The sequence below is a fragment of the Natronococcus roseus genome (assembly GCF_043677095.1).
Taxonomy (GTDB): domain Archaea; phylum Halobacteriota; class Halobacteria; order Halobacteriales; family Natrialbaceae; genus Natronococcus; species Natronococcus roseus.
This window is the reverse complement of sequence record NZ_JBHLJR010000005.1, coordinates 420,067-439,642: the sequence shown is the minus strand read 5'-3', so window position 1 is coordinate 439,642 and position 19,576 is coordinate 420,067. Positions and strand designations below refer to the sequence as shown.

The window sequence follows — 19,576 nt, the reverse complement described above, 5'->3', positions numbered from 1 at the left end:
TTCAGAGAGGCCACCGATATTGGAATGATCGCGGTTCGATTCCGCGAATCGGCGTTCAGGCGGCCACAGCGGCGGGGTCCCTCCCGTACCCATCCCGAACACGGAAGATAAGCCCGCCTGCGTTTCGGGGAGTACTGGAGTGGGCGACCCTCTGGGAAATCCGATTCGCCGCCACCACTCATACTCTTAGAGCCCGCACAGCAACCGCTGTGTGGGCTTTCCGTATTTATGCCCCTATCGCGACAGAAACGTCTCTGTAGAGCATAGCAAGTATTCAACACCCATCAGACCATCAAACATATTTGGGCCCGTTCTTATGCGAGACCGGTGAGATAGTCGTACATATGTCGAACTCACCGAACCACGACGTTGCCTCCGTTTTTGAACTGTTGTCGCGCTCCCGATGTCGGTACACCGCCTGTTACTTTTTGCAAAACCAGCACACGTCGATCGAGCAGTTGAGCCGTCAAATTACCGCCTGGGAACGGGAGTGTCCGCCGGACGCGGTAAGCGAAGCGGAGCGTCATCGTGTGAGGACGTCGCTGATACATCACCATCTTCCCCGACTCACCGAGCACGGACTCGTCGAGTACGATCGCCGAAGCGGGGACGTTACGAGCACGGCGACGTTCGAGTCGATGCGCGATGAGATTCGGCGGGTGCGCACGCTCGACGATGGACCGGTTCCCGACGAGGAACCGGTCGATTCGGTCCTCTACGCGGAACCGCTAACGGAAGGATCACCGACTCCGAGCGAGTGACGACCGTCGCTCGGAGCAACGCGACTGCCGAAGACGGTGAGTCAGATTCGAACCGTCTCGAGCGCGTTCGGCGATCGGCACTGGTCGGCGCAGTCGCTCGAAAGAACTGAGCTGTCGCCCGGAACACTAACGTCCAGCGTCATTCCGTGGCGGCATGCCGCGTCGGCTGGCTAACCCTCGTGCCGGGCGGGGGACTCGGTCCCCAGACGTGACGGGAATCCGTCACGGTCGAGATGTCACGTGCCCGGGTTCGCCGTACTGTCATCGCACCCGAATGGGTTCGCTCGGACGGGGACTAAAGGCACGTATTTCTGCTAGATTGCTGGGGCGTTTAAGTCTTGTTTGCGGCTCCTGTTGGCGGGCGCTGGTTAATTCGGTTTCGAGACGGGCGCATTGAGAGCGGTTACCCGTCTCCCTCCGGAATGTTGTACGTACTCGGATCCGATTCCGGCGGAATTCCGGATCCGTCGCCCGGCTGTTCGGCGAGGTAGGAGAACTCGCCCTTGCTGTCCGGGGCAGCCCCCTGCGTCCACGGTGCTTCCGGATCCGACTGTGGGTCCCGCCTGGTCGACATGAACGAGTAGTTGACCTCCTGGTTTTCCTCTTCCTGCGGGAAACTCGCCGGAACTGGAACCGGGTCCTCGAGCGACTCGAGCGCGGCGAGCCACTGGTTCTGGTGCATCGTGTCCCGCGCGATGAGATACGAAAGCATGTCCTGCATCCCGGGGTCGTCGGTATACTCGTAGAGACGGGTTGCAAGGGTACGTCCGGTCCCTTCGGCCATCACGTTCGCGTAGAGGTCGCCTGCGAGATTTCCGGAGGCAACCACGTAGCCGCCGGAGAACGGAACGCCGTTGCTGTCGACGGGCATCGCCGACTGGCCTGCCGAGAGGAACTGGCGCGGGTTTTGTCCGGTCATCGATGCGGCGGTCGATGCGACGTCTTCGGCGTCCTCGCTCATCCGTTTGGACGAGCCGCGGAGGTTCTTCGTGATGGCCGTCGCGAGCATTTCGATGTGGCCGAGTTCCTCGGTTGCGGTCTCCATCAGTAGGTTTCGGTACTCCTCGTACTCCTCCGGGAGCGCCCACGCTTGGAACATGTACTGCATCGCGACGCGCATCTCGCCTTCCTGCCCGCCGATCGCCTGCTGGAGCAGTTTCGCGAAGTGCGGGTCCGGTTCGTCGACGGTAACCTCGTACTGGAGCTCAGGTTCGTGAAAGAACATCCACCAATCGGGGCCACAGCGATCGAAATAAAACTGGTACTTGAATGGATAGCTGATACGTTGGTCCTTGTAGCCGCATGGCGAACGATTATCCATCCGTTGGTGATGCTACTGTGGACGTGAATTCGATACACCGACACGGTACTCGATCGATGTCGCGGCGGGCATTCGCCAGGTACGGTGTCCTCATAGCGGGACTCATCACCGGCGGCTCGGGGACGGCCGCGGGGACGCCCCGAGAGAACGCAGCGTCCGAACGGAGCGAGATCGAAGAGGGAGTAATGGCTCCCTACCAGGTCGTGCCCGAATCCCAGGTGACGGTCGTCGAGCCCGATATCGGGTGGCGGCCGCGGGGACTCGAGTCCCACGAAGCTTACGTGATCAGCTACGACCACGCCCCGTCGTTGCGAGCGGTCCTGTTGACCGATCGTCCGCTTCGCGCGGATCGGTCGCTGACGATCGGCGAGACGCGAGAAGCGGTGACGGAGACGAATCGGTCCCTCGTTGCCGTCGGTCTCGAGGCCTGATACGACTGTCGGAGGACAGTTCCGGGACAGTCACGAACGGAACGCGGTTGGATCGGAAAACGGGAACGGCAATCCGTACGGACGGTTCCGTCCTCGGGTGCGGCGGGCCGATCGGCGGTCGCTCGTCGTCGGGACCGACTCGAGGAGTCGATCGCCGCTCAGTAGAAGTACTCGTCCTCGGAGAGCTGGACGTACCGTCCGTCGCGGTAGGAGAACTTGCGTTTCTTGTAGGCCGCGAGCAGTTTCGTCGCGCCGATACCGGCGGAGTAGGTCTGCTCGAGGATCGCCGTATCCGTGCCGGAGCCCTGCATCCCGTTGATGACTTCGAACGCCCGGTCCCAGTCGTCGGGCTCGTACTCGGCGACGATGTCGGCGAAGGCGACGTTACGAATGATCTCGTCGCCGATGGCGCGTTTCCAGACCTCGTTGTAGTTCTCGAGCGAGTCGGTCGCGGCGAGACGTCCGGCGATCTTGCCCGTCCGCACGGCGACGTGGTAGCCGCCCTCGTGGAACGCCGACGTGGTGCCCATCGCGCCGCCGGCGACGGCGATGTTCGCGCCGACTGGCGAGTCGATCGGCCGCGTCGAGGAGATCGGGTACGTCTCCGTCCCTCTCGATTTCCCGCGGTCTTCGACGATCGGAATGTCCTCCTCGATGTCGTACTCGTCGCCGTACTCCTGTTCGAGCAGCCGACGGATGTACTCGGCTCCCGACGGGAGCTGTTCGTCGGTCGGTTCCAGCAATGCGTAGGCAGCGGGGTCGGAAACGTCCTCGAGGGTCATCCCGATCGGCATCGTCAGGCCGACTCGGGCGACGGTACCGTCGTTTGGGAACACCCACGGGTAGGCGGTTTCGCCCGGCATGTACCCCCACCAGAACTTGAGTCGATCCTCCTCGAACAGTTCGGGGGGAAACTCCCGGTACTCCTGGTAGGCGATGTGATTCGCCTCCGGCGGCGAGAGGTGGTCCGAGACGCTCCGTCCGGGCGGGGTGAACTGGTCCAGCGCCTCGAGGGTGATCCGTCGCTGCGGGCCGTCCGCGAGGACGACGTACTGAGCCTCGAGCTGGTCGCCGTTCGAGAGGGTCAGCGTGTGGGTCGGTCCCTTCGGGCTCGAGGCGCGTAGATCGGTCTCGAGGGATTTGACGCCGGTTCCGACCCGGAGGTCGGCGCCGGCGTCCGCGGCACGCTCGTGGAGCCAGTCGTCCATCCGGGCGCGGTGGAAGGTGTACCCGAACCTGGGGTAGTCAGCCTCCATCCCCGTCGTCGTCAGTTCGAGCTGGCTCGACGGTCCGACGAATTCGGTGGTCTCGAGTTCCTGGTGGATGACGTCGTCGGGAATCTCCCGATAGTCGAAGTCCATGATGTCGATCCAGTAGTCGAGCATGCCGGCCGCGTCGGTCGAGTCCGGGCCGAGTTCGTCACGGTCCTCCCGCGGGACACCCTGTTCGAACAGCACCGTCTCGGCGCCGTGTGCGGCGGCTCGCTCCGCCGCACAGGCGCCTGCGGGGCCGCCGCCGACGATCGCGACGTCAACGCGTTCCATACTTCGTTGGGACTGGACGGGCCGTATTAAACTGTCTGAAGTTCGGATCGACCACCGGCGGCGGTACTCCCCGCGAACTGAACGCTTTTGGGGACACCGCTCGAGGCACCGGATATGCCCGCTACCGACGAGACGGATCTGCTCGTCCTGCGCAAGGGAACTCACGGAACGCCGATCGAACGGTACGCCGAGACGCTCCGGGATCGGCTTCCCGACCGAACCGTCGAACTCGCCCGCACGCCGACTGCCGAGCGCGAACTGATCGAGGACGCCCGCTTCGTCACCGGGATGACCCTCGAGGAGGAGCTGCTCGAGGTCGCCGAGGAGCTCGAGGTCTTCGCCTGCGCCTACGCGGGGACCGGCCATTTGCCACTCGACCGACTCCGAGAACGCGGCGTCAGGGTGACCAACGCCTCGGGCGTCCACGGGCCGAACATGGGCGAACACGTCCTCGGTGCGATCTTGCACTTCACACGCCGGTTCCACGTCGCCGAGCGCAGGCAGCGCCGACGGGAGTGGCGCCACTACCAGGCCCACGAGCTCCAGGGGTCGACGGTCACTATCGTCGGTCTGGGCGCGATCGGACGGGCGACCGCCGAGCGCCTCGAGCCGTTCGACGTCGAGACGATCGGCGTCCGCTACAGCCCGGAGAAGGGCGGCCCCACCGACGAGGTCGTCGGTTTCGACGACGAGCCGTTCGAGGACGCGCTCGCCCGGACCGACTACCTCGTGCTCGCCTGTCCGCTCACCGACCTCACGCGGGGGTTGATCGACCGCGAGGTCATGATCACGCTCGATCCCGGGGCCGTGATCGTCAACGTCGCCCGGGGGCCGGTGATCGACACCGACGCGCTCGTGGAGGCGCTACGCTCGAGCTGGATCCGTGGGGCCTCGCTCGACGTTACGGATCCGGAGCCGCTGCCCGAGGACCACCCGTTGTGGAACGTCGGGAACGTCCAGATAACGCCCCACAACGCCGGGCAGACGCCCCAGTACTACGATCGGCTGGCCGACATCGTCGCGGAGAACGTTCGCCGGTTCGACGACGGTGACGACGAACTCCGGAACCAGGTCGTTCCCTGACACGGTTTACTCTACGTCGTTTCCGATGCAACCACGATCCGGGAAGCGGTTGCGCCGATATATCGGTACATGATTCGGCTCGAAGCGCTCGCGAGTTCCAACTGTAGCTTTTTGACTCGTGGGCACCCAGATCGGGTATGGGATCCCGACCAATGGAACTGACTCGATTTCCGACAACCCGTCCGGAACGGAGGGAGCATCGATGACGCTAACGTTCGATGGGACGGTGATCGTCCCCGCGGCGGATCCGGACGACGGCGAACGGACTGCCCGGGCGCTGCAGGGGCACCTCGAGCCGTCGAGCACGGTGATCGCCGTCAACGTCATCGAGAAAGCGGGTGGCGGGATCGACAAGGCACCGATGGAACAGCGCGAGGATCACGCCGGCGACATCTTCGAGCGGATCAGGAGCGTCCTCGACGAGTCCCCCGCCGCGGTCGAGACGGAGGTACTGTACGGCACCGACGTCGTCGAGCGGATTTTCGAGGCTGCCCGCGAGGAGCAAGCTGACGCCGTCGTGTTCAACGCTCGAGAGGGCAACCGGATCGCGGAGTTTCTCACGGGCAACGTGGCGAGACGGCTGGTCAAGGAGGCGTCCGTCCCGGTCGTTGCCCTCCCACAGACGGAACCCTGACCGTCGACGGCGCCTACTCGTCGATTTGGGTCAGCCGACCCAGAAGCCAAGATCCGTTTTCACCGAGAGAGACGGCGTTCGAACCGGAACCGACGTCGACCACGTTAGTCTCGACCAGTTTCGGAAGGTGAACGTGGTGAAGCGAGAACCGAACGCGACGACGCGTTCCGATAACTACGTCGCCGACGCTGGCGACCGACCTGCTCTCGGAGCCGTCCTCCGCAAGCACCACGTGGTCTACGAGGTCGTCTACCGAAACCGGCGCGTCGGATTCCGCGAGGCGCCGGAGGACGAGACGCCGGCGCCGGTTCGCGAGGAGGTCGAACGTCGCACCCGTCTCGTCGGCGGCTTCGGTCGACGGAGCGGTCAACGACTCCGGATCGGAGATGGCGGGAAGCATCGTTCGTTGGTGGGGTCGTCCGTACTTTTGCGCCGCGCCAAACTGTGATGGAGGGGCGCCGCAACTCCGGATTCAGGTCGGTCGCTGCAGATACGTGGTACGAACGGAAACTACAGAAACAGGACGTCGGCCGGCGACCGGGCTACAGGTAGCCGTTCTCGAGCAGCAGTTCGCCGTTCAACACACTCGCACCCGCGGCGCCGCGGATCGTGTTGTGCGCGAGACAGTTGTACTGCAGGCCGAACGACGACTCGCGGAGCCCGCCCGCGGCGACGGCCATCCCGTCGCCAAGCGAACGGTCGAGGCGGGGCTGTGGGCGGTCGGGCTCGTCGAAGACGTGGATGAGTTGGTCGGGCGAGGAGCGAAGCTCGAGTGAGGGGTAGGAAGCCATCGCGTCGGCCGCGTCCTCGGCCGAGAGCTCCTCCGCGGTCTCGACCCAGACGTTCTCGAGGTGGCCGTCGATCGTCGGGATGCGGTTACAGGAGGCGGCGACCTCGACGCCGTCGTGGCTGAGTTCGGCGCCGTCGAACTCGCCGAGCAGCTTGCGGGACTCGGTCTCGAGTTTGTCTTCCTCGCTGCCGATGTAGGGAATCGCGTTGTCGATGATCTCCATCGAGGAGACGCCGTCGTAGCCAGCGCCGGAGACGGCCTGCAGCGTCGCGACGTGGACTTTCTCGAGGCCGTAGTCGGCAAGCGCCGCAAGGGTGGGGACGAAGGTGATCGTCGAGCAGTTGGGGTTTTTGACCATCGCACCGTCCCAGCCGCGCTCGTCGCGCTGGACCTCGAGCAGGTCGAGGTGGTCGGCGTTGACCTCCGGGATCACGAGCGGAACGTCGTCGGCCATCCGCGCGTTCGAGGAGTTCGAGGACATGACGTACCCCGCCTCGCAGAACGCGGGCTCGACCTCGCTCCCGACGCTCGAGGGGAGCGACGAGAACAGCAGGTCGACATCGTCGGGGACCTCGTCGGGATCGGTCGCCGAGACGACCGTCTCGGCGACGTCCTCGGGGATGGGGCCCTCGACGCGCCACTTTGCGGCCTGCCGATAGCTCTTGCCGGCGCTTTCCTCGCTCGCGGTTAGTGCAGCGATCTCGAAGTCGGGATGCGGGTCGAGAAGCTGAATCAGTCGCTGTCCGACGGCTCCAGTCGCGCCGAGTACGCCAACTCGTACTGCCATTTTCCCGTCTCTCGGGGTCGTATCCGCAAAACGGTTTGGATTTCCGCGGCTGCTGCCGTCGGTCGGAGGCTGTCGGCTCGTAGACGGCCGTATAGAAGAGATTAAGAAAACGGAGTCGGTCATATCGACTGATGCAGTACTACCGACGCCGACGCGACGCAGGTACCGCAACGGCAGCGTCCCCCACCCTCCGCTCGGGGTGGTCGCAGTGACGAACTCGACGGCCGGTCTCGGCGACCTCGGCCTGTTCGAGACCCGCTTTAGCACCGGCGCGACGGTCGTCGCGGTGCTCGCTGTGGTGCTTGGGATCGCCCTCGGCGTGATGGGATACCAGGAGATGAGCCTCCCGCTCGCCGGAGAGCTCTCGATCATCACCGGAATGGTCGGGCTACTGTTCGGACTCTTCTTCGGGATCGTCGCGTTCGTCGCCGCGGCCTACATGGACTCGGGCTACGGCGACGACCACGGGCACTGAACTGCTCCTCGAACCGACTCCACTCTTCGACCGACGCGACGCTATCGACTCTCGTCTCCGATTTTCCGGGTAAGAACTCGAGTTATGCCGCTGTTTCGGCGCCTTTCTTCCGTGTGACGTAGCCGGCGATCCGGTTGCGGACGCCCTTGGATTCGACGTTCGTCAGCTTCGTGACGCTGTCCTTGTTCTGTTCGAAGTCGGTCGTGAACGCCTCCGGGTACCGCTCCAGCAGGAGGTTCCCGGTCTTCTTGACGTAGGCCGGTTTGATTGCCATACAGGTGGCTTTCCCGAGCGCGCCCTAAAGCCATTCGTTCTTCGGCGGCGTAGCGGGTGTGCCACGAGCGACGACACCGGATCCGTCGTCACCACTCGGCGTGTTCGCGCACGCGCTCGAGAGCTTCGCGCTCGCGGGGGCTCCCCGCGCGGTCGACGACCGAGGCGTAGTACTCCAGTCGCTCCCGGAGCGCCTCCTGGTCGTACGCCGGCACGCCCAGACGGGAGGCGGCGACGGTCGCCTCGATCACGGCGCCGAACCCGCGATCGATCGTCGTCACCGTCTCCGCGACGACGTCGGTCTCGAGGGGCCGGAGCGTCCACTCCTCCCACTCGGTTTCCCCTTCGGTTCCCGAGTCGACCCGCTCGACCGCGACGCGTACCCAGGCGTTCGCCGACTCGAGGAGCGGGTCGTCGAACTCGCTGATCGAGAGCGCGGCGTCGGCGAACGCGACGGGGTCGACGGTGAACTGGACGTAGCCCTCGCCCTGCCGGTGGAAGTTCCGTCTAGTTCGGGTGTTTCCCCACGTCGTCGCGGTAACCCGATCGCCGTCCCCGTCGGCGAACAGCCCGAGCGGGGCGGCGTTCCAGCGGTCGTTCGGTCCGAGCGTCGTTACGATCGACTCCGTGACGCCCGCAAGCGAGACGGGCCACTCGACGGTATCGGGATCGGCGCTTGCGTTCGTACTCGCATTCGCGGTTCGGTCCGAGTGCTCGGTCACAGTGTCACCGTTTCGTGCTCGAGGGCGATGAACAGTCCGGCGGCGGTCAGATCGGCCGTCGTCCCCGGATTAATCCCGCTGTCGACGAGTTCGTCGGCGAACGCCTCGACCGTCTCGCGATCGGTCTCGAGCGCGTCGCGCTCGACCAGGGCAGCCGCTCGCTCGGTCACCTCGGCCGCGACGGCCTCGCCGCTGCGGTTCGCGACGAGCGTGTCGGGTCGCTCCGCGAGCAGAGAGAGAAAGACCGCGGCGGTTCGCTCGAGGATCGGCCCCTTTGCGTCGGCGAGCCGTTCTGCTGCCGCGAAGGAGCGTTCGAACCCGGTGACCCACTCGCGGGCGACGTCGTCGCCAGGGACGCTACGGTCCATCACGTCGAGCAGCGTGAGCCCGCGCTCCTCGAGGATCGGAACCGCGGCCGCGCCGCGTCGAACGTCGAGCGGAGCCATCCCTTCGGGCGGATCGGCGACGAAGACGTCGACGTGTTCGAACGACCGGTAGAACGCGGCCGCGTCGGCGACGGTCGTCCCCTCGAGGACGCCCTCGACGACGGGCTGGGAGAGGTCGTCGCGGGCCGCCCGCACGAGCGGGACGAGCAATAGCAGTGCGCCGAACTGGGTGTTGCCCCCCTCCTGGACGGCCATTCCCTCGACGGCCCGCTCGAAAGCGGGACCGACGGCCGCGCCGTTCGCGGCCAGTTCGAGCCCGTCGCGGGCGCCGACGGCTCCCGCGAGGAAGTGTTCGAACCGCAGGTCCTCGAGATCGCGGTGGCGATCGACGTTGCCCGGTTTGGGCGTCCCCGCGACCTCGAGCAACAGTGCGAGTTCGGCGGTGCGATCGGGCGCGGCTCCGTACATACGGTCGTCTACGGTAGCCCGGGATAGAAGTACGTCCCTTTCGTCGCTGCGAGAACGATCTCGGCTCGGAGCCGCGAGCGACTACGACGGCCGAACGGCGGTAAACTTCCCGTCTCTGTCCACGTAGATCGTTTCCCCGTCGACGACGGCGTCGATCGGGAACCCGTCGCTCCAGTGGGCGTTGTCGAACGCGAACGTCCAGCGCTCGCTCCCGTCCTCGAGATCGAAGCCGACGAGTTCGTCGGGCGAGGATCGGCCGCGACGGCTGTGGGCGATGACCACGAGATCGCCGACGATCGTCGGCTTGCCGTAGGCGTGGGTCTCCCGATCGTTCCACGGCGCGTCCGCGCCGGTGCTCGAGAGCGTGTATCGGCCGTGAGTGACCGCCGTGTCGCCGACGGCCGCGCTGTCGAAGGCGTCGCTGACGGTCTCGACGACCTCTCGTGAGCCGACGTCGAAGACGTCGACTCCCTCCTCGGTGGGGGTTTCGACGAACAGGGCGTCTTCGGTGGCCGCCAGCCCGCTCGCGGTACGGCCCGATTCCAGATGATCCGTCCACAGGACCTCGCCCGTCGTCGGATCGAGCGCCGCGAGCCCGTCCGCACTCGCGCCGGACTCACTTCGTCGCTTGTCGAGCAGCACCCAGACCGTTCCGTCGGCGACGGCCACTGTTCCGTTCCTCGAGTGGAACCCGTAGGCACCCTTGCCGGCCTCGGTCTCGACGTCGACCGTCTCGTGCTCCCAGCGGAGCGATCCGTCAGTCGCGTCGTACGCGCGAAGCGTTCCCTCGACGCTCACGTAAACCGTTTCGAAGGCGACGACGGGCGAGGAGACCAACTCGGCGTCGTCGAACCCTTCGCTCCAGCGAACCTCGCCGGTTTCGGCCTCGAGCGACGCGACACCTTCGCCCGCGACGTAGACGCTGTCGTCGGCGACTGCCGGGGTTCCGGACGCCTCGATCGCGTCGGCCGTCCACCGGAGGCTGCCGTCCGCGGCGTCCAGCGAGTGGATCTCACCGTCGGTCTGCAGGAAGACCGCACCCTCGACGACCGAAGCCGGACCGCTGTGTTCGTACTGCCAGGCGATCGCATCAGGTCGTCCGATCCCGTCGCTCGAGGGGACGTGTCGACAGTTTCCGATCGTCCCACCGTGTGAGGACCAGCCCTTCGGTTCGGATTGGTCGGGGGTTACGGGGACGTCGGGGGATTCGTTCGCGCTACTCGTTCCGACTGCTGCGAGGGCGGTTCCGGTTGCGAGCGCTGCACTCGAGACCATCACCGATCGTCTATTCCATTCACCCATACAGACTTTCACATTTTCCAACTATATGTCCTTTGTGGAATTCTGAAATTACAATATAACTTGACTGTATGGTGGATAGGAAAATGGCTGCAAGTCCGTTTGCCCGCGGCTTCGGGCTGAACGCCGGCTCAGGAGTCGGGGCCGTCGGTCGTCTCGTCGTCCCGGTGTTGGATCAGTGCCTCCTCGATCGTCAGTTCGCCCGCAGCAACTCGCCGGGCCAAGACCTCGTCGATCGCTCGGTTCGTCTCGCTGTGCTCGCGGGCCCGATCCTTGATCATCTGCAGCTCGCCCGCGGTCGGTTCGATCTCTCGACGTTCGACCGGCTCACCCTCGAGACGGGCGATGTTCACGGCCGCGAGCACGTCGCCCATTCCGCGCGCGCCGGTACCGAGGTAGGGCGTCGTTCCCGTCTCGTCGACGAGTTCGACGCGGACGTCCTCGAGGTCGTTAATCAGCGTCGAACTCTGGAGCCGAGCGCCGTCGCCGATCCGAACGACGGGCGAGGCGGCCTCGGCAACCTCCCGCTGAATGGCGTCGACGGCGTCGGAGAGCGGGACCTGGAACGCGGCGACGACCATCTCGCCCGCCAGCACGGCGATGCCGGGTTTCCGTCCGGGGTCGACACCGACGATCGTTCGGCCGCCCTCGCCGCGGGCGGTCGTCAGCGCTTGATCGACCGCCCGGCGAGGTGCGTCCGGGTCCGCGACGACCGTCTTCACGTTCGGGAACGTCTCGGCGTAGTCGGCGCCGGTGACGACGACGGTCGTCTCCTCCGGCAGCGGCTCGTCGGGTTCGACGGTCGTAAACGCGGCGCCGCGTTCGCGCAGCTCGTTGACGACGCCGTGGTACACCTCGAAGTCTGACGTGGCGACGACGATCACGCTCTCCCTTGGATGCCGATTCGAATAAACGTACGCGAACCACCGCCGACCGGGGCGGATTTCATGAGGTTTTTGCGCGGTGGCGAGCAATATCGCCCGTGAACGACGAGCCGATTCCGACCGGTTGTGGGCCGATCGACGAGCTGCTGGGCAATGGGTTCGAGCGCGGGACCGTCACGCAGCTGTACGGGCCGCCGGCCGCCGGCAAGACGAACCTCGCGCTGTCGGCTGCGGTCGAGACCGCTGTCGCGGGCGAGACGGCCGTCTACATCGACACCGAGGGACTCTCGATCGACCGCTTCGAGCAGTTGCTCTCCGCGAGGGTCGACGAAGCCGAGGACGTCGAACGCGTCGCCTCCCGGATCGTCGTCGAGGAGGCGCTCGATTTCGAACAACAGGAGGAGGCCGTCCGGGACGCCGAGGAGTTCGCCGACCGCGCCTCGTTGATCGTCCTGGACAGCGCGACCGGCTTCTACCGCCTCGAGCGAACCGGCGAAGGCGACGACGGCGAGGCACTGCGCGGGGTCGCCCGCCAGATCACCCACCTGCTCTCGCTGGCGCGCAAACACGACCTGGCGGTCGTGCTCACGAACCAGGTCTTCTCGGACCCCGATAGCGATCGAACCCGTCCGCTCGGGGGCAACACCTTGGAGCACTGGACGGGCACCGTGCTCCGGATCGAGCGCTTTCGGGGTGGCAACCGCCGGGCGACCCTCGAGAAACACCGCTCGAAGGCCGTCGGCGACTCGGTCCAGTTCCGGATTACGGAAACGGGCCTCGAGGGCGGGGACGGCGACGGGCTTCGCTGAGCCTACGAAGACCGCGAGCGGTTCCGTGCCCGGTCTCGCCCCGCGGCTCGAGCGGGTATCGGTTCGGGACCGAGAACCGGCCAGCCAGCGTCAGGCTTGACTGCGACGGAATCCAGCCACGAGGACCCGCGAACTCCTGTAGAGGACGACGACTCCGGCACCCCCGACCAGGAGCCCGAGCGCGACGATGCCCCAGCCGAATCCGCCCAGCGCTGCCGACAGCCCCGCCCACGCGGCGACCGCCAGCGCGGCGAACGCGAACGCCGTCAACAGCGCGTACCGAACGAGCGCGACGCGGGGCGACCCCCGCCCGAGCGCCTCGAGGCCGCCCAAGTGGACGGCAGCGGCCTCGACGGCGATCTGGAGCCCGATGGCTATCGATACCGCGACCACCAGGAACCCGGCAGCCGGAGGGAGCTGGTCGACGCCGGCGAGCTCGAGGACGCGGCCGACGACGAAACTCAGCACCGTCATCGAAGCCGCCATCGCCGGGATTCCGATCAGCACCGCAGCACCGAGGTAGACGAGACTCGGAACCACCAGCGAACGTCGTTCGATTGACATACGATCAGTCGTTCGTGTCCTCGCAAAAGATTGTCGGTCACCGAGGAATAGTAGATAGCGAAGAGATAATCACTACCATAGTTAGCTGCCAAGAGCAGTGTGCTGAATACGGAGAAGGCAGTCCTCAGAATTGACTAGCCCGTATCAGTCCCTTCAATCACGATATCGGAACGATAGTGTTTATATTCCAGAAAATATACGGTACAAGAATCCATGGGTGAGCATCACTGTACAGATTGTGATATCGAAAACGAGAATCAGTCTACTGGCGAATTGTCGGATCAGTAGTGAATATCTGCCAGTACAGTATCAATCTGTGCTTGGAAATCGCATACGATGGTCCATTCATACATTCGGCCTGTTCCATCTAACCTATCAAAGAGAGAAGTACTTTGCATCCAACTGTAGATTTCGTGCTCGTCTTTTTGCGGATACGCCCGCTTCATAAGGTATGTTTTCTGTCGATACCGCCGGTACTCGCGGATAATGGCCTGCTCCCATGTAACGCCACCTGCATCGTCTTCGATAATCGGAACAATTGCATCTGCGTGGTCTGCTATTACTTTGAACTTACTGTGACCTTCAAGATCGGTATCTGACGTGCTAAGGAATTCATCCATACGAACCGCTGCATAGTCTGCCACGTCCCACGAATGCGCCGCGTCCTGAAAATCATCGATTCGGTCTTCTCGTTCATCTCCAAAATTTCCGAGAACGAAGATGAGGCCATCATATTGAGGACGAATGGAGTGTAGTTCGGAATCTAGTTTATTAACAGCCTGCCGCTCAACAGGAGTGAGCCCCTCGAGCCCCAATCCAGGGTGATTAATTCCGTTCATTACGCGTGACCTAGCGACCCGGTAATAAAAGACTTATGACTGGATCCACACAGAACAATGTGGTTCCTACCACAACACTTTTCTCTGAGGCTGTTATATCTCAGGACAGATATGGGAGACAACACACTGTCACTACCAATGGATGCCTGTAGACGACGAACGCTAGTATCGATTCGCAGTTGACCAGTTCGTTAAATATACCCGTTCCACACGGCGAGCTGCATACCGAATACCATCAAGACGACCAATTCCCAACGATTACGTTGGGACAGAAAGTCGGCGGAAACGCCGACAAAGCCCATGTATAAGCACAAACGCGACGAAACAGAACCAACCGAGAACACAACGCACGACCTTGATAGCGGTCCGAAGGGGAATCGTGATGCAGAATTAGCCGGCCAGCGACGTGAATTGCTCAACCTCGTCACCCAAGAAACAAGATTTGAAATCATTCAGAATATTGTGGGACACCCTGCACAGCTCCCGACACTCAAAGAGCTTGACTACTTCATGCCGGGGGTCTCGAAGAGCACTATTCGGAATCACCTAGAGCGACTCGTCAAGCGCGGGGTTGTCGAGCAGGTAGAATTACCTAAAGATGATCGAACGCGTGATTTGCCGCATGTGTTCTATGGATTGACTGAGGAAGGTCGGGAAATCCTTGAAACAGCCGACTTACTCCGTGCAGAACGGAGTTTGCAAGAGACTACAATGAAGACACAGCTCACGCCAGGTGTAGAGAAATATATGGAAGCACCACGTCCGGAGTGGATACCCGCTCGACCTATAGATACTGAGGAGTTGGAATAGCCAACATATCCACCTTTTTATGAGAGAGCGAGCATCACGGTAGAGAGAATCGGAAAACCCCTATATCAAGACTGAGGGGAAGATGATGTAATTAACCGATTGATGTCGGGTATCATATGATGCTTCATGCTTTCCTTTGCTTAGAGTATGGTGCGACCCAACTGTATGCAGAAATTCTCCAATAGTTACTTCGAACTTGTGCACGACTTCATATGAGAGGTGCGCTGTACATCCAGCACGCCCCCCTTCCTATATCATCGGTGGTTGAAATAACAGCGTTGGGTACGCTTTCGTAACGAATCAACCAGCCCGGACTCATCACTAAGACCGAATAACAAAACTACCGAGAACCCTCGCGTTTGCGACGCGAGACCCTGCTTGTCGACGGTAGGGCGACAAAAAAGCCGTATACGGAAACGGCGCGGTCGGACCGGTTTACAGCTCGTTGAGCTTCCGCAGTAGCTGGCCGCGGTACTCCTCGTCGTTGGTGACGCCCTTCAGCTCGAGGACGTTCCGCTCGAGCTTATCGAGCGCGACGCGGAAGCCGTTCTCGGCGCCGTACCCCTCGCCGGTGCCGGCGACCTGCCCCTTGTTGGTCCGCAGGCGGATCTGGCACTGCACCAGGGGGGTCCCCCGGAGCTTCTCCTTGTGCTCGGAGAACCGGACGTGGGCGTGCATCACCTGCATGTCGGCGTACTTGTCGGCGACGTCCTGGATGCTCTCGGTGATCCCCTCGCGGGTGATCGTATCGAGCATCGAAATGTTGGTGATCTGGACGTCCATGTGCTCCTCCTCGGTGAAGGTGAGCGCCCGCAGCACGTCGGTCTTGGTGATGACGCCGATGACGACGCGGTCGTCGTCCTCCGGAGTGACCATCAGGCCCGCGTAGTCGTCGTCGAGCATGGTCTCGACGGCCTCCTTCGCGGTTTTGTCGAGGGAGGTTGTCCGGACGGGACTGTTCATGATGTCGTAGATCGGAACGTCGAGCATCCGGTCGGTGTCGCCGACGCGGTCGCCGACCGTCGTCTTGTTGTTCTCCCGGATGACGAAGTCGGCGATGTCGTGGGTCGTGACGACGCCCGTCAGGAAGCCGTTCTCGTTCAGAATGGGAAGCCGCGAGATGCTGTGTTCCCGCAGGTGGTTGATCGCCTTGCCGATGCCGTCTTTCTCCTGGAGCGTTACGGGGTCGGAGGTGTAGATGTCGTCGACGGTGAGCGCGTCGAGATTCTCGAGAACTGCCTCCAGGATCGCGTCGTCGGTGATGACGCCCCACAGCTCCTCGTTCTCGAAGACGGGTGCGACCTTCGAGTTGCTCTCGATGAGCATCCGGGCGGTCTCCCGGACGTTTTCCTGGCGGTCGATCTTCGGTGCCGGCGAGTTTCGGCTCGGTTTGATCAGTGCCGCGACCTTCGCGTCGTCCTCGACGTGGGACTGGAGGACCTCGCGCTCGCTGAGGACGCCCTCGTACTCCCCGTCGTTGGTGACGATGATCCCCTTCGGGTTGCCGTCCTCGAACGTCGAACGGACCTTACCCATCCGCGTGCCAACGTCGACTTCGATAAACTCCTTCGTCGCGATATCAGCGATATTCATCGTTCGAGTCGTCCTACTCACGCCGGCGTATTTAACGTACTGCACGGTGCTGCCGGCTGGGATCATGGCCACCATTCTTTGACCCACCCTCCGTATTCGGCCCATGGCACCCGATATCAGCGTCTTCGGACGGTACACCTACCTCGCGACCGAGCTGTTCTGGGGCGCGATCGCGTTCCTCCTGCTCCGTCGCGCGAACGCGCTCCGGCGGGCGGGCGCGACGATCCTCGCGCTGTACCCGATCGCTTACGTCTGGGACCGTTACACCCTCGCCGTCGGCGTCTTCGACATCAAGCTCCGGACCGGGATCGACGTCGCCGGCATCCCGCTCGAGGAACACCTCTTCATGGCGGTCGTGCCGGGGCTCGTGATCGCCTTCCACGAGACGCTGTTCGGCTCGGAGTAGGTACCACCTACAGGGTATGTGCAACCGCGAAGCTCTTGGTTCCCTACCACTTGAAGTGGAACGATGGGAAACCGCCGCTCCGCGAGTCCGACCGCGGAGCAAGGAGAGACCGACCGAGGGCTGCTGCGCGGACTGGTCAGGTTCGCCGTCGTCGCGGCGCTGCTCGGTGCGATCGTGCTGGCCGGCGCCGCGTACGGGCCGGCGCTCGTCGACGACCTCGAGCAGTTCGACGACGTCGACGAGATCGAGGTTGGAACGCAGCCCTCGCCGAGTTCGGAGCCGCCGCCGACGGACGAACGTGATCCCGAGACGACGGACCCGAACGACCCGAACGAATCGAGCTACGAGACCGACGTCGAGACCGTCGTCTCCGACGACGTCGAGGACTTCGTCCACGCCGAGGTCAACGACCGGCGGGCCGAACACGACCTCGAGTCGATCGAGTGGGACGGCACCGTCGCCTCGGTCTCGCGAGCCCATAGCGGGGATATGGCCGAGCGGGAGTACTTCTCGCACACGAACCCCGACGGCGACCAGCCCTACGACCGGTTCAGCGACGTCGAGGACTACTGCCAGGGGTACGGCGAGAACATCGCGATGACCTGGATCGACAGACCGGTCGAACAGTCGGGCGACGACGGCACCGTCGAACACCAGACCGCAGAGGGGCTCGCCGAGGGCCTGGTCAACCAGTGGATGAACTCCACTGACCACCGCGAGGCAATCCTGGAGGAGAACGTCCCCTACGGCTGGGACCGCGGCGGCGTCGGCGTCTACGTCGCCGACGACGGCCAGGTGTTCGCGACGCACAACTTCTGTCACGAGTGGTAGCTCCCGCGGCAAGTCCCACACTCTTGGCGTTCCCGTCCGTAGCACGGCTATGGACACGACGCGGCTCTCGACGGTCCTGCTCTCGATCTACCGGACCGCACAGGACCGAGAGATTACCTTTCTCGCGGCCGGCTTCGCCTACTACGCGTTCGTCTCGCTGATCCCGATGGTGCTGCTTGCCCTCGTCGTCGGCTCGCTGTTCGGCGGCGAGGACGCCGCCGAGCGGCTGGTGCTGGTCACCGGAGACCTCCTCCCGCCGGCCGGCGAGGACCTGGTCGCGGAGGCGCTGACGACGGAGTCGGGACGCAGCCAGGCGACGGTCGTCGCGCTCGCGATCGCCTCCTGGGGCGCCCTCAAGGTCTTTCGCGGACTCAGTCGGGCGTTCGACATGGTCTACGACGAGGTCGCCGACGACACGTTCCTCGACGAGGTGCGGGACGGGTTCACGGTGATCCTGGCCGGCACCGGCGCGATCGTGTTGATGATCGTCATCGGAGCGATGCTGGGGATCGCCGCGGACGTGATCCCGCTGGCGGGTCTCGCGAGCTGGATCACGCTGCTGGCCGGTCTGTTTCTGGTCTTCCTACCGATCTACTACGTCCTCCCTCCGATCTCGGTTACGGTTCGGGAGATCCTCCCCGGGACGGTCGTCGCCGCCGTCGGCTGGACGATCCTGCAGGTCGGCTTCCAGCTCTACGCCGCCAACGCCGCCCAGTACGCGGCCTACGGCGCGGTCGGCGCGGTCATCCTCTTCGTTACCTGGCTCTACTTCGCCGGCATCCTGATCCTCCTGGGGGCGGTGGTCAACGTCGTCCTCTCGAGCCCGACTCTGGCCGAGGAAGGAGAGGTGCCGGACCCCCTCTGAACGAGAGCCGGCGCGAGATCCCCGTCCCACCTCGAGCGAAAGCAAAGCGGACTCGAGCGCCCACACTAGCCGACCAGCGTGATGAGCACGAACAGGCTGGCGACGGAGGCGACCGTCGTCGCGAAGACGTTCAGCGAGGCGAACTCGGCGTCGCCGCCGAGCTCGTTCGCGTAGACGTACGTCGACACCGCGGTCGGCATCCCGAGCATCACGACACCCGCGGTGAAGGTGGCGCCGTCGACGGCGAGCAGCGAGAACACCGCCCACGCGAGCAGCGGCATACAACACAGCTTCAGCGCGACGACCGAGCCGACGGCCTCGAGGTCGACGGCGTCGGCGTCGATCTGCAGGGCGGCGCCGACGCACAGCAGCGCCAGCGGGAGCGCGAGCGATCCGAGCGCGTCGAGGCCGACGACGACACCTCCCGGGAACGTCACGCCGACCGAACCCACCGCGAGGCCGGCGACCAGCGCGAGCAACACCGGGTTCGTCGCGAGGTTCCGGAGTTCGCGACCGATCGCGGCCTCGGCCGCCCCGAACGCGCTGAGCACGACGATCGTCAGCGGCAGCTGGACGAGAGTGACGAACCCCAAAATCACGCTCGCGATGGCGGTGACCTGCGCGTCGAACGTCGCCGCGACGAGCGGGACCCCGAGGTAGCCGAGGTTCGAGTGGTACGACTGGATGATCGCAACGCTCTGTCGGTCGGTCGGGAGTCGGTTCCGGTAGGCGACCCAGGCGATGGCACCCGTCGCGAAGAGCACGACGAGCGACCCGACGAACAGCTCCGCCGAGAGCAGGTCGCCGATCGACTGGTCGTAGGTCGCGACGAACACCAGCGCCGGGAGAGCGACGTAGTAGGCCGTCGCGTTGAGCCGGGCGGTTCTGGCGGCGTTCAACGCGCCCGAGGACCGAAGCCCGGTCCCGACCAGCAACACCGCGAGCATCGCCAGCAGCCGACCGAGAACCTCCATACGCGCTCGAGTCGATCCCGACTTTTC

General features: G+C 64.1%; 23 protein-coding genes and 1 rRNA gene. 11 read left to right on the top strand and 13 right to left on the bottom strand.

All coding sequences use genetic code 11. From position 1 onward, the window contains the following. Positions 1-55 precede the first annotated feature (55 nt). Together rrf and ACFEMD_RS22075 are read left to right on the top strand one after the other, a co-directional pair. Positions 56-177: ribosomal RNA gene (gene rrf, locus ACFEMD_RS16225) — 5S ribosomal RNA — on the top strand. Positions 178-344: 167 nt separating this feature from the next. After that, positions 345-761, top strand: a complete 417-nt coding sequence (locus ACFEMD_RS22075; protein WP_449560125.1) for a DUF7344 domain-containing protein — start codon at positions 345-347, stop codon at positions 759-761. Between the two features lie 403 nt (positions 762-1,164). On the opposite strand, the gene ACFEMD_RS16215 is transcribed toward ACFEMD_RS22075, so the two are convergent. Continuing rightward, entirely contained in the window at positions 1,165-1,986 is an 822-nt protein-coding gene (locus tag ACFEMD_RS16215; protein WP_394742247.1) for a manganese catalase family protein, read from the bottom strand. A 152-nt stretch (positions 1,987-2,138) separates the two neighbouring features. On the opposite strand from ACFEMD_RS16215, the gene ACFEMD_RS16210 reads away from it, so the two are divergent. Then, positions 2,139-2,513 (top strand): hypothetical protein, encoded by a 375-nt coding sequence (locus ACFEMD_RS16210; RefSeq protein ID WP_394742246.1) that lies wholly within the window; start codon positions 2,139-2,141, stop codon positions 2,511-2,513. Positions 2,514-2,671: 158 nt separating this feature from the next. Here the strand turns inward: ACFEMD_RS16210 and ACFEMD_RS16205 are convergent, their stop codons facing one another. Then, positions 2,672-4,057: an NAD(P)/FAD-dependent oxidoreductase gene (locus ACFEMD_RS16205; protein ID WP_394742245.1), complete on the bottom strand. Its 1,386-nt coding sequence runs from the start codon at positions 4,055-4,057 to the stop codon at positions 2,672-2,674. Positions 4,058-4,171: 114 nt separating this feature from the next. Here ACFEMD_RS16205 and ACFEMD_RS16200 point away from each other — a divergent pair, with 114 nt between their 5' ends. Both ACFEMD_RS16200 and ACFEMD_RS16195 read left to right on the top strand, forming a co-directional pair. Continuing rightward, positions 4,172-5,140, top strand: a complete 969-nt coding sequence (locus tag ACFEMD_RS16200; protein ID WP_394742244.1) for a D-2-hydroxyacid dehydrogenase — start codon at positions 4,172-4,174, stop codon at positions 5,138-5,140. A gap of 202 nt (positions 5,141-5,342) precedes the next feature. Then, the gene (locus ACFEMD_RS16195; protein WP_394742243.1) at positions 5,343-5,774 is read left to right on the top strand and encodes a universal stress protein; all 432 of its coding nucleotides are present in this window, start codon (positions 5,343-5,345) and stop codon (positions 5,772-5,774) included. A gap of 13 nt (positions 5,775-5,787) precedes the next feature. Here the strand turns inward: ACFEMD_RS16195 and ACFEMD_RS16190 are convergent, their stop codons facing one another. Beyond that, positions 5,788-6,174, bottom strand: coding sequence for a DUF7344 domain-containing protein (locus tag ACFEMD_RS16190; RefSeq protein WP_394742242.1), 387 nt, complete (start codon positions 6,172-6,174; stop codon positions 5,788-5,790). A 142-nt stretch (positions 6,175-6,316) separates the two neighbouring features. Next, positions 6,317-7,351 (bottom strand): aspartate-semialdehyde dehydrogenase, encoded by a 1,035-nt coding sequence (gene asd, locus ACFEMD_RS16185; protein ID WP_394742241.1) that lies wholly within the window; start codon positions 7,349-7,351, stop codon positions 6,317-6,319. 208 nt (positions 7,352-7,559) lie between these two features. Here asd and ACFEMD_RS16180 point away from each other — a divergent pair, with 208 nt between their 5' ends. Continuing rightward, a complete protein-coding gene (locus tag ACFEMD_RS16180) occupies positions 7,560-7,826 on the top strand; it encodes a hypothetical protein (RefSeq protein ID WP_394742240.1) in 267 nt (88 codons plus the stop codon). An 82-nt stretch (positions 7,827-7,908) separates the two neighbouring features. On the opposite strand, the gene ACFEMD_RS16175 is transcribed toward ACFEMD_RS16180, so the two are convergent. The 5 genes from ACFEMD_RS16175 to ACFEMD_RS16155 form a co-directional block, all read right to left on the bottom strand. Then, a complete protein-coding gene (locus ACFEMD_RS16175; protein WP_394742239.1) occupies positions 7,909-8,100 on the bottom strand; it encodes a 30S ribosomal protein S17e in 192 nt (63 codons plus the stop codon). Positions 8,101-8,188: 88 nt separating this feature from the next. After that, entirely contained in the window at positions 8,189-8,821 is a 633-nt protein-coding gene (locus ACFEMD_RS16170) for a DUF447 domain-containing protein (RefSeq protein WP_394742237.1), read from the bottom strand. Then, positions 8,818-9,675, bottom strand: coding sequence for a triphosphoribosyl-dephospho-CoA synthase (locus tag ACFEMD_RS16165; protein ID WP_394742236.1), 858 nt, complete (start codon positions 9,673-9,675; stop codon positions 8,818-8,820). Before ACFEMD_RS16165 ends, ACFEMD_RS16170 begins: the two co-directional genes overlap by 4 nt. 81 nt (positions 9,676-9,756) lie before the next feature. Beyond that, on the bottom strand, positions 9,757-10,977 hold the full coding sequence (locus ACFEMD_RS16160) for a PQQ-binding-like beta-propeller repeat protein (RefSeq protein ID WP_394742235.1): 1,221 nt from the start codon (positions 10,975-10,977) through the stop codon (positions 9,757-9,759). Between the two features lie 128 nt (positions 10,978-11,105). Then, positions 11,106-11,858 (bottom strand): hypothetical protein, encoded by a 753-nt coding sequence (locus tag ACFEMD_RS16155; protein ID WP_394742233.1) that lies wholly within the window; start codon positions 11,856-11,858, stop codon positions 11,106-11,108. 98 nt (positions 11,859-11,956) lie between these two features. On the opposite strand from ACFEMD_RS16155, the gene radB reads away from it, so the two are divergent. Next, entirely contained in the window at positions 11,957-12,667 is a 711-nt protein-coding gene (gene radB / locus ACFEMD_RS16150) for a DNA repair and recombination protein RadB (RefSeq protein WP_394742232.1), read from the top strand. A 90-nt stretch (positions 12,668-12,757) separates the two neighbouring features. Here the strand turns inward: radB and ACFEMD_RS16145 are convergent, their stop codons facing one another. Then, on the bottom strand, positions 12,758-13,231 hold the full coding sequence (locus ACFEMD_RS16145; RefSeq protein ID WP_394742230.1) for a hypothetical protein: 474 nt from the start codon (positions 13,229-13,231) through the stop codon (positions 12,758-12,760). Between the two features lie 281 nt (positions 13,232-13,512). Further along, positions 13,513-14,070 carry a hypothetical protein gene (locus ACFEMD_RS16140; protein WP_394742229.1) on the bottom strand — a complete coding sequence of 186 codons (558 nt, stop codon included), beginning with the start codon at positions 14,068-14,070 and terminating at the stop codon, positions 13,513-13,515. 300 nt (positions 14,071-14,370) lie between these two features. Here ACFEMD_RS16140 and ACFEMD_RS16135 point away from each other — a divergent pair, with 300 nt between their 5' ends. After that, on the top strand, positions 14,371-14,880 hold the full coding sequence (locus ACFEMD_RS16135) for a helix-turn-helix domain-containing protein (RefSeq protein ID WP_394742228.1): 510 nt from the start codon (positions 14,371-14,373) through the stop codon (positions 14,878-14,880). A 435-nt stretch (positions 14,881-15,315) separates the two neighbouring features. On the opposite strand, the gene ACFEMD_RS16130 is transcribed toward ACFEMD_RS16135, so the two are convergent. Next, positions 15,316-16,473, bottom strand: a complete 1,158-nt coding sequence (locus ACFEMD_RS16130; protein WP_394742226.1) for a CBS domain-containing protein — start codon at positions 16,471-16,473, stop codon at positions 15,316-15,318. Positions 16,474-16,576: 103 nt separating this feature from the next. Between ACFEMD_RS16130 and ACFEMD_RS16125 the strand changes: the two genes are divergently transcribed. From ACFEMD_RS16125 to ACFEMD_RS16115, 3 genes are all read left to right on the top strand, one after another. Then, on the top strand, positions 16,577-16,879 hold the full coding sequence (locus ACFEMD_RS16125; RefSeq protein ID WP_005559758.1) for a lycopene cyclase domain-containing protein: 303 nt from the start codon (positions 16,577-16,579) through the stop codon (positions 16,877-16,879). A 63-nt stretch (positions 16,880-16,942) separates the two neighbouring features. Further along, positions 16,943-17,710: a CAP domain-containing protein gene (locus ACFEMD_RS16120; RefSeq protein ID WP_394742225.1), complete on the top strand. Its 768-nt coding sequence runs from the start codon at positions 16,943-16,945 to the stop codon at positions 17,708-17,710. A 49-nt stretch (positions 17,711-17,759) separates the two neighbouring features. After that, positions 17,760-18,575, top strand: coding sequence for a YihY/virulence factor BrkB family protein (locus ACFEMD_RS16115; RefSeq protein WP_394742224.1), 816 nt, complete (start codon positions 17,760-17,762; stop codon positions 18,573-18,575). Positions 18,576-18,640: 65 nt separating this feature from the next. Here the strand turns inward: ACFEMD_RS16115 and ACFEMD_RS16110 are convergent, their stop codons facing one another. Then, positions 18,641-19,549, bottom strand: coding sequence for an AEC family transporter (locus tag ACFEMD_RS16110; RefSeq protein WP_394742223.1), 909 nt, complete (start codon positions 19,547-19,549; stop codon positions 18,641-18,643). Between the last annotated feature and the right edge of the window lie 27 nt (positions 19,550-19,576).